Origin of the sequence: Polaribacter sp. IC066, assembly GCF_007997085.1 — a bacterium.
Classification (GTDB): Bacteria; Bacteroidota; Bacteroidia; order Flavobacteriales; family Flavobacteriaceae; genus Polaribacter.
This window is the reverse complement of the sequence record NZ_VORR01000006.1, coordinates 1-14873: the sequence shown is the minus strand read 5'-3', so window position 1 is coordinate 14873 and position 14873 is coordinate 1. Positions and strand designations below refer to the sequence as shown.

The 14873-nt window shown below is 31.5% G+C and carries 12 protein-coding genes and 2 pseudogenes; 5 read left to right on the top strand and 9 right to left on the bottom strand.

The window, feature by feature from the left end:
- Window positions 1–6 precede the first annotated feature (6 nt).
- The 6 genes from ES044_RS02925 to pnuC form a co-directional block, all read right to left on the bottom strand.
- Window positions 7–2355: a TonB-dependent receptor gene (locus ES044_RS02925; RefSeq protein ID WP_147119477.1), complete on the bottom strand. Its 2349-nt coding sequence runs from the start codon at window positions 2353–2355 to the stop codon at window positions 7–9.
- 364 nt (window positions 2356–2719) lie between these two features.
- The gene (locus ES044_RS02920; protein WP_147119476.1) at window positions 2720–5485 is read right to left on the bottom strand and encodes an alpha/beta hydrolase family protein; all 2766 of its coding nucleotides are present in this window, start codon (window positions 5483–5485) and stop codon (window positions 2720–2722) included.
- A 55-nt stretch (window positions 5486–5540) separates the two neighbouring features.
- Window positions 5541–5951: an alternative ribosome rescue aminoacyl-tRNA hydrolase ArfB gene (gene arfB, locus ES044_RS02915; RefSeq protein ID WP_410524688.1), complete on the bottom strand. Its 411-nt coding sequence runs from the start codon at window positions 5949–5951 to the stop codon at window positions 5541–5543.
- Between the two features lie 3 nt (window positions 5952–5954).
- Entirely contained in the window at window positions 5955–6878 is a 924-nt protein-coding gene (locus ES044_RS02910; RefSeq protein ID WP_147119475.1) for a phosphatase PAP2 family protein, read from the bottom strand.
- A 27-nt stretch (window positions 6879–6905) separates the two neighbouring features.
- Window positions 6906–7508, bottom strand: coding sequence for an AAA family ATPase (locus ES044_RS02905; RefSeq protein ID WP_147119474.1), 603 nt, complete (start codon window positions 7506–7508; stop codon window positions 6906–6908).
- Window positions 7469–8101, bottom strand: coding sequence for a nicotinamide riboside transporter PnuC (gene pnuC / locus ES044_RS02900; RefSeq protein ID WP_147119473.1), 633 nt, complete (start codon window positions 8099–8101; stop codon window positions 7469–7471). The genes ES044_RS02905 and pnuC overlap by 40 nt, the downstream gene beginning before the upstream one ends.
- A gap of 176 nt (window positions 8102–8277) precedes the next feature.
- Here pnuC and ES044_RS02895 point away from each other — a divergent pair, with 176 nt between their 5' ends.
- Both ES044_RS02895 and ES044_RS02890 read left to right on the top strand, forming a co-directional pair.
- On the top strand, window positions 8278–8529 hold the full coding sequence (locus tag ES044_RS02895) for a type II toxin-antitoxin system Phd/YefM family antitoxin (protein WP_147119472.1): 252 nt from the start codon (window positions 8278–8280) through the stop codon (window positions 8527–8529).
- Between the two features lie 9 nt (window positions 8530–8538).
- Window positions 8539–8790 (top strand): annotated as a pseudogene (locus tag ES044_RS02890) (Txe/YoeB family addiction module toxin).
- 86 nt (window positions 8791–8876) lie between these two features.
- On the opposite strand, the gene ES044_RS02885 reads toward ES044_RS02890, so the two are convergent.
- Window positions 8877–9503, bottom strand: coding sequence for a 4'-phosphopantetheinyl transferase family protein (locus tag ES044_RS02885; protein ID WP_147119471.1), 627 nt, complete (start codon window positions 9501–9503; stop codon window positions 8877–8879).
- Between the two features lie 126 nt (window positions 9504–9629).
- On the opposite strand from ES044_RS02885, the gene ahcY reads away from it, so the two are divergent.
- Entirely contained in the window at window positions 9630–10937 is a 1308-nt protein-coding gene (gene ahcY, locus ES044_RS02880; RefSeq protein ID WP_147119470.1) for an adenosylhomocysteinase, read from the top strand.
- 517 nt (window positions 10938–11454) lie between these two features.
- Here ahcY and ES044_RS02870 read toward each other — a convergent pair.
- Complete coding sequence (locus tag ES044_RS02870; protein WP_147119469.1) at window positions 11455–11706, bottom strand: hypothetical protein; 252 nt, start codon at window positions 11704–11706, stop codon at window positions 11455–11457.
- Between the two features lie 288 nt (window positions 11707–11994).
- On the opposite strand from ES044_RS02870, the gene ES044_RS02865 reads away from it, so the two are divergent.
- Together ES044_RS02865 and ES044_RS02860 are read left to right on the top strand one after the other, a co-directional pair.
- The gene (locus ES044_RS02865; RefSeq protein ID WP_147119468.1) at window positions 11995–13425 is read left to right on the top strand and encodes an SLC13 family permease; all 1431 of its coding nucleotides are present in this window, start codon (window positions 11995–11997) and stop codon (window positions 13423–13425) included.
- Window positions 13425–14264 carry a DMT family transporter gene (locus ES044_RS02860; RefSeq protein ID WP_223269193.1) on the top strand — a complete coding sequence of 280 codons (840 nt, stop codon included), beginning with the start codon at window positions 13425–13427 and terminating at the stop codon, window positions 14262–14264. The genes ES044_RS02865 and ES044_RS02860 overlap by 1 nt, the downstream gene beginning before the upstream one ends.
- Before the next feature lie 371 nt (window positions 14265–14635).
- Here ES044_RS02860 and ES044_RS02855 read toward each other — a convergent pair.
- Window positions 14636–14746, bottom strand: a pseudogene (locus tag ES044_RS02855) (ATP-binding protein); the annotation flags it as partial.
- Between the last annotated feature and the right edge of the window lie 127 nt (window positions 14747–14873).

Here is a 14873-nt window from a genome sequence, read left to right as displayed (position 1 = left end):
TATCCTCTAAAAACGCATAGTTACACCTATTAAGAAGTTTCTTGTTGCCTGCGGATAGTATCCTGCGCCATCAACTGTAGTAACTTGGTTGGCAACAGACCAAGAGTCATCAAAAGTAAAATAGTAGCCTCTATCTACATATTCTACATTAAAAATATTATTTACCAACGCTGTAAATGTTATAGATTTAAAAATTTTCTTCGGGTTCATCTGATAAACAACATTTAAATCAGAAGTAAAAAAACTGTCTAAAACATCGGTATCAGAAATGGCGCTGCTAAAATTACTCATAAATTGATCTCCAACATATTTTGTTAAAAATGTAAACTGTAAATTTTCTGATGGCATATAGGTAAACATATTTCCAATAATTACATCTGGCGAAAAAGAAATGTCTGTATTTCCTAAAGCTTGTGGCGTGTCGTTGCCGTCTCTTGTAATAAAGAAATCTCTATTTTTATTGGTGCTAAAAGCGGCATTTGGTCTAATAGAGAATTGCTCACCTAAACGAATATCTGCATCAATTTCTAAACCTAATCTATAGCTACTGCCAGAAGTTGCTCTAATTTGTTGACCAACATCATCTAAAGCACCCGTTAAAACCAACTGATTTTTATAATCCATATAATAAACATTGGTGTTTATTTTGATGTTTTCGTCTTTTAAACGCCATCCAAATTCAAAATTATTTAAAGATTCTGGCGTCGAAACTCCGTTTTCAAAATCGTTTCTATTAGGCTCTCTATTTGCAACGGCAAAAGAGGTGTATAAATTATTATTTTGATTGATGTTATAAATAAATCCAAATTTAGGATTAAAGAAACTAAAGTTTCGATCTACATCAATGGGTACAATATCATTGGTAATTCCTTTGGTTTGGTAGCTTACAAAACGCCCTTGTAAATCGGCATAACCAGAAAGTTTTTCGCTAATATCAAACGTTACTTTTGCAAAGGCAGAAAAGTCATTTTTTGTAGCATCAGAAAAATAATAACGATCTCTAATGTTTACATCTTGTGCTAAATCACTTCCCCAAATTACTTCTCCAAAATGATCTCCGGTATAATTAGAATATGAAATTCCTGTTATAAGATTAATTTTATCAGTTTTATAATTGGTATTAAAGTTTACCACATAAAAATCGTTATCTAACCAACGTCTTACAATTACATCGCTGTCATCTGCAATTAAATTGTTAAAATCTGCAGCATCTTCACCATCTTTAAATTGCTCAAAATATCCAGATCCTTTTGTATAATTTAGACCGAGAGTAGTAGACCAATTTTCATTTAATTTTTCGTTCCAGTGCAATTGATAATGATTTTGTTCGTAGTTGTCTGTTTCATTGTCATAGGTATACGGATTTTGTCTTCTGTCTTCGGCTAATTGATTAGCAGTTAAACCAAACCAAGCTTGGTAGGTTTGTTCTTTACCGCCAAAACTAATTGCTTTTATCAAGGTGTTTTCATCGGTATAACTTGCTTGTAAAAAGTACGATTTTAAATCTGCAAAAGCTCTATCAACATAACCATCAGAAGAAATATTAGACAATCGACCTGATATTTCTATATGATCATTAATTTTACCAGTACTAAACTTAACGGTATGTTTTCTAGTATTAAAAGAACCAAAAGAATTAGAAATTTCTCCAAAAGCGTCTTCAGAAACGGCATCTGTTAAAATATTTAAACTCGCACCAAAAGCACCAGAACCGTTTGTAGATGTTCCTACTCCACGTTGCAATTGTAAGTTTTCGGTAGAGGAGGCAAAATCGCCTAAATTTACCCAAAAAGAACCGTGACTTTCTGCATCGTTAAACGGAATTCCGTTTAAGGTTACGTTAATTCTTTCTGAATTAGAACCACGCACACTCATATAGGTATACCCAACTCCTGCACCGGCATCACTAGATGATACCACAGAAGGCATGTAATTTAGCAAAATAGGAATGTCTTGCCCTAAATTACGTTTTGCAATTTCTTTTTTTGATAGGTTAGAAAATGTAACAGGAATGTCTGTGTTTGCTCTTACAGCAGATACTAAAACTTCGTCTAAAACAGTTTCATCAGCATTTAACTGAACTACATATTCTTCATCTTTAGAAAGTGTAATTTTTTCTGAAATTGTTTTATAGCCTATAAAAGAAACTTCTATGGTGTAGATGCCTTTTTCTAGGGTAAAACTAAAGTTACCTTCAAAGTCTGCAGAGGTTCCTTTTTTAAGTTCTTTTACCAAGATAGATGCTCCTGGCAAAGGTTCTTTGTTTTTATCGATGACTTTTCCGGAGAGTTCAAACGATTGGGCGTTTACAAGTATACTTGCAAACAAGAATAAAAAAATGGATATTTTTTTCATTTTAAAAAATTTAAAACGAATAAAAAGAGGTAATTATTCTTGTGATTGTTGAATAATTAATTGTTTGTCATTTTGAGTGAAGTACAGATAAAATAATTCCTTTTGATCAAGAAGAAAATTATTTACTCGTTTTTCATTCGCGATGACGCGTTTTGTAAAATGGCGATTTTCGCCTCCCTAAACAGCATTACCTGTTCTAGGTTCATTGGGTATGATCTCAGCCTTTTAAAGTTTTGAGTTTCTAATTTTGAATGACGCGTTAAGCATAACGATCAACTAAAAACTGCCAACTAAAATTAGCACCCCTTTATGAGAACGGTGCAAAATTAAGTTGGAAATATTGATTGTGAAACAGAAAAGTGATTTATTTTTTATCGTCTATTAATTCATAACCTTGATTGATTCCTTTTTCTATGGCAGGTACTCCTCTTTGCATCCACATAGGTTTTGAGGCGCCTTTTAAATAGTGGTCAAAAAATTGAGCAAGCCTAATATTAAAATCTTTTCTATTTTGAAGTTTTAAAGGCCAATGGGGTTCATCATTATAGTTTAAAAGCCACGATGGTTTTGCAAGGCGTCTTAAACTTACAAAGAACTCTATTCCTTGATACCAAGGTACATGCCCATCAGCATCATTGTGCATAATAAGTAAAGGCGTATTTATTTTATCAAGATTAAAAATAGGCGAATTTTCTATATATCTCTCTGGATATTGCCACGGTGTTCCGCCAATTCTACTTTGTGTATGTTCGTACTGAAATTGACGACTTAAGCCAGTCCACCATCGGATTCCGCCATAAGCACTAATCATATTTACTACCGGAGCACCAGATTCTGCAGCTTTAAAAAGATCCGTTTTTGTTACTAAATGCGCTATTTGATATCCGCCCCAACTATGGCCTTGCAAACCAATATTATCTTTGTCTATAAATCCTTTTTCTATTAAAGAGTTTACACCAGGAATTACACAATTGTAAGCACTCTCTCCAGGGTAACCAATTTTATACTGAATATCAGGATTAAAAATAACATATCCTCTACTGGCATAAAAACTATAATTTATAGTAGATCTTCCTGGTGATGGAGCTCGATGATCATGAAGACCATCTGAACTTTTTTCATAGAAATTCACGATCATTGGGTATTTTTTTGAAGGATCAAAATTTTCTGGTTTTACCAACATACCTGTTAATGCGATGCCGTCTAAAGATGTCCACTTCACGAGTTCATTTGTTCCCCAATTATAAGATTCTTGCTGCGGATTTGCATCGCTAATGAGGTTTGTGTTTTTAAAGTTTAAGTCTGAATATCGAATGTTAGGAAATTCTTGAAAAGATTCTCTCGTAAAGATTATGGCATCACTAAATGCTGCTTTTTTTAGATTTCCAAAAGCAAAAGAACCTTCAATTAATTGTTTTCCTTTTTTGTTTTTTGGATTGTATTGATAAAATCCAGTGTTTTTTGTGTCTTCATTAAATGTTGATAATAGCCAATTGTTTTTAGAGCTTAAAAAACGTTCTTCAGTATCTAATTTTTTATAACGATACACTGTTTTTGAATCTCTTCCGTTGGTTATTTTTGTTCCCTTACCAGTTAAAACATCAAACTCCCAAAGATCATAACGATCATAAATTAGCAGGCTTTTATCATCTTTAGTCCAACCAGCAAAGCCGTAAGAATATGCTGGTGTAGGAGAATCGTTCAATTCATCATTAAACTTTTTGCCTTTTGTTAGCGCGGTGTATACAGAGGTGTTAATATTGTAAGTAAACCAAGTTTCCTCATTTCTATCATACCCAAAAGCAAAATTTCCTTGCGGACTTAAATTAATGTCTCCAGAAATTTTAGTTAGTATTTTTTTCTGATTCCCGTTTTCTACATTCACAATAGCAATATCTTTTGAGCGCAAACCATCCCACTGACTTTCTAGTTGGTAAGGAGTAGCGTTTTCGACTAAAGCAAATTTAGAATTTCCTTCATTGCCTAATTGTGCAACGGGATATTTTGTTGTTGAAATTTGAATTAAATTGTTGTTTTTAAGGTTGATTGCAGTTTGATAAGACTTATTTCTGTCATTTTTAACTTGTATTTCTTGCACTGTGTATAAACGAGGTTCATCATAAGTCCAAACTTCTACATTTACTATTTCTTCATCAATTAATGTGGTGTCTTTTACAATTTCTGGAGTTGCCAAACCAAAAAACAGTTTTGTTTCGTCTTTAGAGAAACTAATTGTTCCGTTCGCAGATACTTTATATCCTTTGGGTGAAGAATTGGTATCCACCAATTTATTTGCAACGGGAGTATTTGCAGTCCAATGATATAGTTCATTAGGTCTTTGTTGAATTTTAGTAGTATCAGTATCCACTACAAACCCTAAATTTTTACCAGATGTACTAAAATTTACTTGATAATAGTTGGCTTTATAACTTTCATGTATTTTGTTACGCGTATTGTTGTTAAGGTTTAATACGTTTACGCTTGATGCATCTTTATCTGTTTCTCCGGTTGATGTAAACGTAAAATATTTTCCTTCTTCGGCAAAAGAATAATTAGTAACGAATTTAAAGGTGTCTTGTTTTTTTGTGCTTAAATTTCTTAAGACAAGATGATACCCGTTTTCCTTACCAACTTTTTTTACTTTTAAAGTGTCTTTTTTGTTTTTTTTCTTCTCATTGGTTTCAAATTGATATGCTATATAACCAGACCACTTTAAAGGAGTTTTATACGATTTAATATTGCCAATTTTTAATAATGATTTTGTACTTATAGTGTAAATACCTAATGAATCTTTCGGCAATTTTTCGTTTTTAATTTTTTTACGTTTTAATTCTATAATGCTGTCTTTCCATGGTTTAATGGTAAATGTTGCATATTTAGAATCGTAGCTAAATTGACCCTCTTGAGCACTTGCGTATTTAAAAATACGATTGCCTTTCGTGTCTTTTAAGTGAAAAAAACTATCTTTTTCTCCTTTTTCTAAAGAGTACAGTATATAATTTCCTTTAGGAGATATGGAAGCATTATTAATGGTGTTCCAAATTTCAAAATCTTGATGATCTAGTATTTTTTTTTGAGCAAAAGAGGTTAGTGTAAAACAAATTAATAAAGAGAGTAGCGCGGTTTTCATAGTGTAATTATCTTATGAAGATAAATATACATATTAATTACGTTTCTTTTTTTATTTAATCAAGTTTAGGCTTTTTACGAAGTGCTTTTTTTACAGAAGTTCTTTTCTTGGTTTCCACTCTTTTTTTAATAGTTCCTTTGCTTGGTTTTGTTGTTCTTCTTTTTTTAGGTCTAATTAAATTGGTTTTTAGTACATTAAAAAAACGTTTAATCGCCAAATCTTTATTTCTGTGTTGTGATCTTGTTTCTTCACAGAATAAAATTAATATATTTTCTTTTGTTAATTTTGATGAAAGCTTTGTTTTTAAGAACTCTTTATCATTCTCATTTATAGAATTAGAATTTTCTAAATCGAACGATAATTCAATTTTTGAAGAAGTTTTATTTACATGTTGGCCACCAGCACCAGAACTTCTTGTTGCTTTAAATTGTAATTCAGAGAGTATAGTTTGATGATTTATTGCCATATGCTAAAAGGTACCAACGATTCTAAGACCTGTAAATTCTGGAGAGAAACTTGGGGTGTAATTTAAGGAAATCGTTTTTTGTTTCTTTTTATCTAAAATACCTCGTGCTTTCCAACTACTTCTCACAATAGATCGCCCAATTAAAGTGCCTACCAGGCCACCAACAACCATGTCACTAATCCAATGGTTATGCGATTTTACGTTAGAGAAAAAAACAGCAGTCATAACACCATAAGGAATCCAATAATTATCATATTCCATTTGAATAACTTTGGCTAAAGCAAAATAGGTAGTTACGTGCATAGAAGGCAAAGCCGTTCCTGAAGCATCAGCAAATAAAAATCCATTTTTTCTTCCGTTAAAAAAATCCCAGTTATTATCAGTCCATGGTTCCTCAATCATGTCAGAATTTAAAGGTCTGTTGGGTCTATTTCTACCAAAAATAGTTTTTAAAGCAAATTGTGTTACTAGAGTCGAATAGGCTATGGCTTTAAAAGAATTGGCGGCCGCAAATTGACCTTTTTCGTTGTTGGCAAGTAAAGAACCAAAATACAAACCAATAATCGGATAGGTAAGATATGAATTTGACCCTTTGGTCCATGCGTTTTTAGATTGTCTTAAATAATTTGGAGTAATATTTGGCAGTTGATAGTCAATATTAGGTTCAACATAATTTTGCCAAGCCTTTGTCGTAATTTTGTCCGTTGCAATTAATCCTAAAATACCAGCAGCATAATACCCTGTCTTTTGCCAATCATTTGAGACCTCTTTTCCTAAAAAAACAAAATCACTTGGTATGGTATTAAAGCTTGTTTTAAAAACATAACCAGCCGTTTGAAAATGATTTTTCTTTTTAGGCTGATTTTGAGAGAAAACAGTCAAAGAAAAAAAAAGTAGAAAGCAATTTGTGAAAAATCCTATTTTCATAATTTAAATTTTAGGGTAAAAATACAATTAATCATCAAAGTTATTTGAGAAAAAATAAAGGTTTTTCTTTTTAGAAACTATTTTATCAATTTCTTTAACTGCTTTCTTTAGGCGTGTTTCTTTATCGCCTTTTAATAGTATATATTGTTTTTTATGAGTTTTCAGAGCGTTTTCAAAAGCATTAAACATTGCTAAACGCTGTTCTGGTCTATCACGTAAATCATCTTCTTCCCAAGGCGTGTCAATGTATGTTAAAAGATACAGGTCGTAGGTGTTTTCCTTGGCAGCTTTGTCTAGTTTTTCATCAACAAAGCCTCCATAATATTCTTCTGAATACACTTTAGTTTCTAATAAATCTGTATCACAAATTAGAATTTTATCGGCTTTTTTTGCCAATTTATTTTCTAACTTTATTTGGCCTATTGCAATCGGAATTAAATCTGCCGCTTCACAGGTTTTTCGTTCATTATTCCATTTTTTTTGCAGATAATTTCTTGCGAATTCTGGCGCCCAAACCGTATTGTAATGGCGTGCTAAATGACGAGAAAGAGTTGTTTTTCCTGTAGATTCTGGGCCAAATAAAACAACTTTTACGAGGTTAATGGGGTCTTGTGTAAGCTTTTTTTCCATGCTAAATATCCAAATATTGCTATAATTGTAAATCCTAAATATTGAAAACTCGTAAATGTAAATCCTTTGTAAAAATATAAAGGTATTGAAATGATATCTCCGACAATCCAAAAGAGCCAGTTTTCTACTTTTCGTTTTGCCATGAGCCACATGCCTACAAAGAAAATTGCAGTGGTAAAAGTATCCACATAAGCAACCCAAGAAGTCCATTTCTCAAAATAAGTGTATACTAAATACACAAAAACTAACGTTGCTAAAAATATGAATATAGAAAGCTTTTTCTCTTTTTTTGTGGTGGTAGAAATTTGTGTTACATGCGTTTCATCTACTTTCCGCGTCCAGATATACCAGCCATAGATACTCATTATAAAATAATAGCCGTTAATCATCATATCTCCCAAAAGTTCCCACTTTAAGAGTAAATACACAAAGATAGCGGTACTAACCATTCCGGTAGGAAATACCCAAATTTTATTATTTTTAGAAAAGTAAACAGACAAGAAACCAAAAATCACCGCTATAATTTCTAGTGTTGTATCTGCTGTTGAGTAGTCTTTGTATTGGCTAAAAAAGAAATCAAAAATTTCTGTCATTTTGTTAAATAGAGTTCGAGCATCAAAAGTAAGGAGTTAATTTGTTTTTATCATTTTAGAAATACAATAAACATAAATTTTACACATTATTTGAAAAGAAATGTTACCTGCAATTCGATAAAAGTTGTAAAAATAAAATTATGTACATATATTTATACCTAATTAAATACAATAGTATGCAAATTACAACCGTGTCATATTTTAGAAAGCACATGAAAACGTATTTAAATAAAGTTGTCAAAAACTTTGAAACCTTGATTATAAATCATGGTAAAGATGCTGGAATTGTGTTAATGTCGTTACAAGAATACAATTCTTTAATGGCAACAAATCATGAATTATCCTCTCGAAAAAATGAATTAAGATTGGATTCTGCTATTGACAAGCTAAAAAACAAAGCATCTTTTGACAGAGACATAATTCAATAAGAAAATGAAATATATTTTTTTAATGAGTCTTGGGAAGATTATTTTTTTTGGTAAAAAACCGATAAAAAGAAAGTCAAGAAAATAAATGAGCTCCTAAAAGACATTGCTAGAAATCCCTTTGACGGAATTGGTAAACCTGAACCTTTAAAGTATAAATACGCTGGATTTTGGTCAAGGAGAATTAATAGTGAATATCGATTGATTTATCAATATAAAGAAAATGAAATTTTAATAGCGAAGGGCAGGTGTCATTATGATTAAGAAACAAAGTGTTTTCGTTAAATTTATATGAGATTTCTCCTATCGTCTAAATGACAAACTGTATAAAAATTCCAACTTTGAATCTGCTAAAAAGCATACACACAAGTAAATCCTTCAAACTCTAAAAATTCAATAGCGTAAGAAGCTTCTTTTCCATCAAAACGAATGCTGCCAATTGTTTTTTCATCAGCAAATTTAAAATCTTCAATATAAATATGATGCAAGAATCGAAGTTTTTTCTTGCCGTAAATTTTATACAAACTCTCTTTTGCACCCCAAACAATGGTCAGTTTACTTATTAAAGCATCAACATTTGCAATGGTTTTATATTCTTCAAAAGGCGTAAATTTATGTGCAATTTTTAAAATTTTTTCACGCTGTTTTTCAATGTCAATCCCAACAGGTGCATCATCAGAAACAATAATTGCCGTAAAGGTGAAAGAGTGTGTAATAGAAATAAATTTACCGTCTTTTAAATGTGGTTTTCCAAATTCGTCATATAGTAAATCGGCATCTGTGTAACCAACCTCTTTAAGTAAATGCCGAATACTCAAAAATCCTTTTTGATGCAATTCAGATTTCATCGAGTTTAAACGGGTTGAACTGCTTTGCGTTAAGCTGATTCCTGCATGTAATTGGTTTATAGGTTCTTCAATTTTCCAGATGAAAACTTTGGTTGAAGAACTGATAGTTAATGTTTTGTAAAGAGCCATATTGTTTAAAATCTATGTTGTAACTTTGCAGTCGCAAAAAACACACTGTTTGTTGTTTGAAATTACCGGCAAAGAAAATGGTGATTTTCAAGTAGTAAAACGTATTAAAAGATAAATATACACAATATGAGCACAAAAAAAGCTTTCGTACCGTTTAAAGTTAAAGATATTTCTTTAGCCGATTGGGGAAGAAAAGAAATGGATTTGGCAGAAGCAGAAATGCCAGGCTTAATGTCATTAAGAGAAGAGTATGGAGATGCACAGCCCTTAAAAGGTGCAAGAATTGCAGGATGTTTACACATGACCATTCAAACCGCAATTTTAATTGAAACATTACAAGCTTTAGGAGCAGAAGTTACTTGGAGTTCTTGTAATATTTTTTCTACGCAAGACCAAGCCGCTGCTGCAATTGCTGCAACAGGTACTTCGGTGTATGCTTGGAAAGGAATGAATGAAGAAGAATTTGAATGGTGTATTGAACAAACCTTGTTTTTTGGTGAAGACAAAAAGCCATTAAATATGATTTTAGATGATGGTGGAGATTTAACCAACATGGTGTTAGATCAATATCCAGAATTAGCTGCAGGAATCAATGGATTATCAGAAGAAACTACAACTGGTGTTCACAGATTGTACGAGCGTGTAAAAAACGGAACCTTGCCAATGCCAGCAATTAATATCAACGATTCGGTTACAAAATCGAAATTTGATAATAAATATGGTTGTAAAGAATCTGCAGTAGATGCAATTCGTAGAGCAACCGATATTATGTTAGCAGGTAAACGTGTAACTGTTTGTGGTTATGGTGATGTTGGTAAAGGTACAGCTGCTTCTTTTAAAGGTGCAGGTTCTATCGTTACAGTTACAGAAATCGATCCAATTTGTGCGTTACAAGCTGCAATGGACGGTTTTGAAGTAAAGAAATTAGAAACTGTTGTTGCAAATTCTGATATTATTATTACCACCACAGGAAACAAAGGTATTGTAAGAGCAGAACATTTTTTAGCAATGAAAGACAAAGTTATTGTTGCGAATATTGGGCATTTCGATAACGAGATTGATGTTCCTTATTTAAATGCAACGAGCGAAAAAGTTGAGATTAAGCCTCAAGTAGATAAATATAATATCAACGGAAAAGATATTATTTTATTAGCAGAAGGTCGTTTGGTAAATTTAGGCTGTGCAACAGGTCACCCAAGTTTTGTAATGTCTAACTCATTTACAAACCAGACTTTAGCGCAAATGGAACTTTGGAACAATGCAAAAGCGTACGGAAACGAAGTGTATATGTTACCAAAGCATTTAGATGAAAAAGTAGCCTTTTTACATTTAGCAAAAATAGGTGTAGAATTAACCGAATTGAGTAAAGACCAAGCAGATTATATTGGTGTTACCCAAGCCGGACCTTTTAAGCCAGAACATTATAGGTATTAAATAGTTGTTGGTTTTTAGTTGTTGGTTATTTGTCACAATAAAAACGTTTAAACTATAACTGTCATTCCGAAATGAGACTTTTTAGTCGATTGAGGAATCTGATAAAAACTCTGAAACCCTTTCATTAATTTGAAAGGGTTTTCTTTTTGGGCGTTTTAACAGGCTTTTCACTATATCTTTTTTTGAGAAAAACAAAAAAAGGATGCCGTTTCAATCCTTAACGCAGGCTTTTAGAATTTAAAAAATATATTCGCTTTTATTGAAAATAAGTAATACAATTTCAATTTTATTTCTTTCTGTAACGCTATAAATTAAAGAATTGTGTTTGTTGATAACACATTTATGCAAATCTAAAAATGCAGATTTAGGACAAATATGATTGTGTCTTGCAATAGTATCTAATAGTTGATTTACCTGAAATTCAAATTTTTCTGCAAATTCAATTCCCCATTTTCAAAAAGTTGTTCAATAATAGTTAAATAAGATTTTTCGGAAGCAACCGACCAAATAATCTCCGCTACTGTTGTTTAAGTGAAGCTATTTTATTTTTAACAGAAGCAATCACATCTTCGTGAGAAATAGTATTTCCATTATCTAAATCTTTTAATCCTTTAGCAATAGATTCCTTTTCGGAAGAAGAAAGTGAATTATACCAATCATTATTTTTAGTTTCTTTGGATAAAAAATCACGCATTTTTTTAATTACAGAACTGTCTTGCAATTCCATAATTTGCTGAATTAATTGATTTTTTTCTATTTGAATATTCATACCTAACAAATATAATAAAAGTATTTGAAAATATATTCGCTTTTATCTGAAATAGTAAGGAAGTTTAAAAATAAAATACCAATGAGGTTAAAAAAACAAACCTTGCAGGATATCCGTTATTATTCCTGCAAGGTTTTTAGAACCTTGTAGGTATCAATCTACTTGGTATAATTTGCAAAATAAAATGCTTTTTTCTAATTATATATTCACGCAAACCAAAAATAATAAAACTAGTTATTAAGTTCGTAAGACTTTCGTTAATTTCGCAAGCAAGTCAATCAACCCAAAATGCAAGCAACCAAAAAAATAGGACTACTTCTCGGTCCAATACTATTCTTTTTAATTCAGTTTTCACCAATAACATTAGTTTCAGAGAAAGCAGATGCCGTTATTGCAGTTGCAGTTTGGATGGTTCTTTGGTGGATTACAGAAACCGTAAATATTGCTGTTACCGCTTTGTTGCCATTAATTTTATTTCCGCTTTTAAAAGTGATGCCAATTGCAGAGGTTGGTGCAAATTATGGAAGCCCTATTATCTTTTTATTCTTTGGTGGTTTTGTATTGGCGTTGGCGTTAGAGAAAGTTAATTTACATAAAAGAATTGCTTTAAATATTATAAAACTCACTGGCACAACTCCCAACAAAGTGGTACTAGGTTTTATGATTGCTACTGCATTTATGAGTATGTGGATTAGCAATACGGCATCAACTGTTGTCATGTTACCCATCGCAATTTCTGTTATAAAACTTTTAATTGATGATGCAAACGGATTTACAAAAGGCGATAAAAACTTTGCTTTAAGTATTATGTTAGGAATCGCTTTTGCAGCAAATGCTGGCGGAATAGCTACGGTTATTGGTACGCCACCAAATTCGGTTTTAATAGGATTGTTAGAAAATCAATACAACATTCAAATATCATTTTTAACTTGGATGAGTTTTGGCTTACCATTTTCAATTGTTATGATTGCTGCGGTGTATCTGGTTTTGGTAAAATTAATGTTTCCTTGTAAAGACATTTTATTTAAATCTTCAGCAAGTTTAATATCCGAAGAAATAGAAAAACTTGGTAAAATATCAAAAGAAGAAAAAAGAGTCTTGATAATTTTTGCAATTACTGTGTTCCTGTGGATTACGAGAACTATTATCAATAGTGTTTTTCCTGGTTTAAAATTATCAGATACCATTATTAGTTTAATTGGCGCGGTTTCTTTATTTGTAATTCCTATGAATTTTAAAAAAGGAAATTTTATTTTGGAGTGGAATGATACTGAAAAGTTAGCTTGGGGCATTTTAATCCTTTTTGGAGGAGGTTTAGCATTGGCAAAAGGAATGGCTTCAAGCGGATTAGTTGCACTAATTACCGACATAATTTCTGCTGGAAATTTTAATATATTGTTTACCGTTTCTCTCCTAATTATTCTGATGTTATTTATGACAGAATTAATGAGTAATGTTGCTTTGGTTGCCGTTTTAGCGCCAGTTGTTGCAGGCATTGCAATCGGTTTAAACATTCCTATTTTAAACTTATTAATTCCGGTTACCATGGCAAGTAGTTGTGCGTTTATGTTGCCAATGGCAACGCCGCCAAATGCAATCGTTTTTGCAAGTGGTTATGTAAAAGTAAATGAAATGGCAAAAGCAGGAATTATATTAAATCTTATCGCTGTTGGCTTATTAATTTTGTATTATCAATTTGTAATTCCTATATTCTTTTAATGAACAACTCGACTGCTATTTTTTATATGATTTTAAGTGTCATTGCATTTTCATTTATGAATGTTGTTGTGAAATATTTAAGTGGATTTAGTGCATATCAGATTGTCTTTTTTAGATCTATTGGCACATTATTATTTACAGTTCCGTTAATCATAAGACATAAAATACCTTTTTTTGGAAACAATCAAAAGTGGTTAATTATTAGAGGGGTTGCGGGTGTAGTTTCTTTAACTTGTTTCTTTCAATCTTTAAATTATTTAGCAATTGGTACAGCAACTTCTTTAAGATATACATCGCCAATTTTTGCCGCTATTTTTGCTTTTATTTTTTTAAAAGAGAAAATAAAACTCGTGCAATGGTTGCTTTTTTTGTTAGCATTTGTAGGAGTTTTAATGATTAAAGGATTGGGTGTAGATGTTAATTCTACTGGATTAATTTTAGTCCTTGTATCTGCCATTTCTTTAGGGTTAATTTTTGTGGTGATTCGTAAAATCGGGAATTCAGAAAATCCGTTAATAATTATTAATTATTTTATGATGATGGCTTTTTTGTTTGGCGGGGTATTATCTATCAATAACTGGAAAACACCAAATTTAGTAGAGTGGCTGTTATTGTTAAGTTTAGGTTTTTTTGGGTATGTTGGTCAGTTGTATATGACAAAAGCTTTTCAATCTAGTGAAACCACTTTAGTGGCACCTTTAAAGTATTTAGAAGTCATTTTTATGATTATAATTGGTGCTCTTTGGTTTAATGAGATTTATAATTTATGGACCTTATTCGGTATCTTCTTAATTTTAATAGGTTTGGTATATAATATTTACTTAAAGAGAAAAAAATAAAACAATTAACTTTTTTGAACTTTCAGCGTTCTGTAATTGCTATTTTCTTTTACTGAATTCTTTACTTGGCAGTTAAAATTTAAAGGTCACTTTTCCGTAAATATTTCTTTTATCTACCGAGAATTTTAACGAGACTGAAACAATTTTCGCATACCCAAATCCTACAAAAAATGTGTTATTTTTTGACAACTCAAAATAAAATCTCAAAGTGCCGATTTATAATCCGTTACGGAAAAAAAAGTAGCGTCATTTATTTTACCGACCTTATTACAAAACAAACTTTAGTAGTCTCAACATTATCAAAAGGCACGTATTTTTTAAAAATAAGGAATGCTATTTTAAAGGTAATTAAAGAATAAAGTTTTAAATTTTTACCACAACCAGTCATCTCTATCTAAACTTCTATATTGTATCGCTGCTGCAATATGATCTGGAGAAATATCTTCAATATCAGCCAAATCTGCAATGGTCCTTGAAACTTTGTAACTATTCAGCGGATGTTTAGTGGTTGTTAACAATTTGATTTATTTTATCCACAATTTTTTATTTTTAGTCATTCTATTTCAAAAAAAGCAGTTGTTTATGCACATCGGTTGATAAGTGTGTGAT

Excerpts from the sequence above, each read along its gene's own strand:
- ES044_RS02925 (WP_147119477.1), bottom strand. The coding sequence starts at position 2,355 with ATGAAAAAAATATCCATTTTTTTATTCTTGTTTGCAAGTATACTTGTA.
- ES044_RS02920 (WP_147119476.1), bottom strand. The coding sequence starts at position 5,485 with ATGAAAACCGCGCTACTCTCTTTATTAATTTGTTTTACACTAACCTCT.
- arfB (WP_410524688.1), bottom strand. The coding sequence starts at position 5,951 with ATGGCAATAAATCATCAAACTATACTCTCTGAATTACAATTTAAAGCA.
- ES044_RS02910 (WP_147119475.1), bottom strand. The coding sequence starts at position 6,878 with ATGAAAATAGGATTTTTCACAAATTGCTTTCTACTTTTTTTTTCTTTG.
- ES044_RS02905 (WP_147119474.1), bottom strand. The coding sequence starts at position 7,508 with ATGGAAAAAAAGCTTACACAAGACCCCATTAACCTCGTAAAAGTTGTT.
- pnuC (WP_147119473.1), bottom strand. The coding sequence starts at position 8,101 with ATGACAGAAATTTTTGATTTCTTTTTTAGCCAATACAAAGACTACTCA.
- ES044_RS02895 (WP_147119472.1), top strand. The coding sequence starts at position 8,278 with ATGCAAATTACAACCGTGTCATATTTTAGAAAGCACATGAAAACGTAT.
- ES044_RS02885 (WP_147119471.1), bottom strand. The coding sequence starts at position 9,503 with ATGGCTCTTTACAAAACATTAACTATCAGTTCTTCAACCAAAGTTTTC.
- ahcY (WP_147119470.1), top strand. The coding sequence starts at position 9,630 with ATGAGCACAAAAAAAGCTTTCGTACCGTTTAAAGTTAAAGATATTTCT.
- ES044_RS02870 (WP_147119469.1), bottom strand. The coding sequence starts at position 11,706 with ATGAATATTCAAATAGAAAAAAATCAATTAATTCAGCAAATTATGGAA.
- ES044_RS02865 (WP_147119468.1), top strand. The coding sequence starts at position 11,995 with ATGCAAGCAACCAAAAAAATAGGACTACTTCTCGGTCCAATACTATTC.
- ES044_RS02860 (WP_223269193.1), top strand. The coding sequence starts at position 13,425 with ATGAACAACTCGACTGCTATTTTTTATATGATTTTAAGTGTCATTGCA.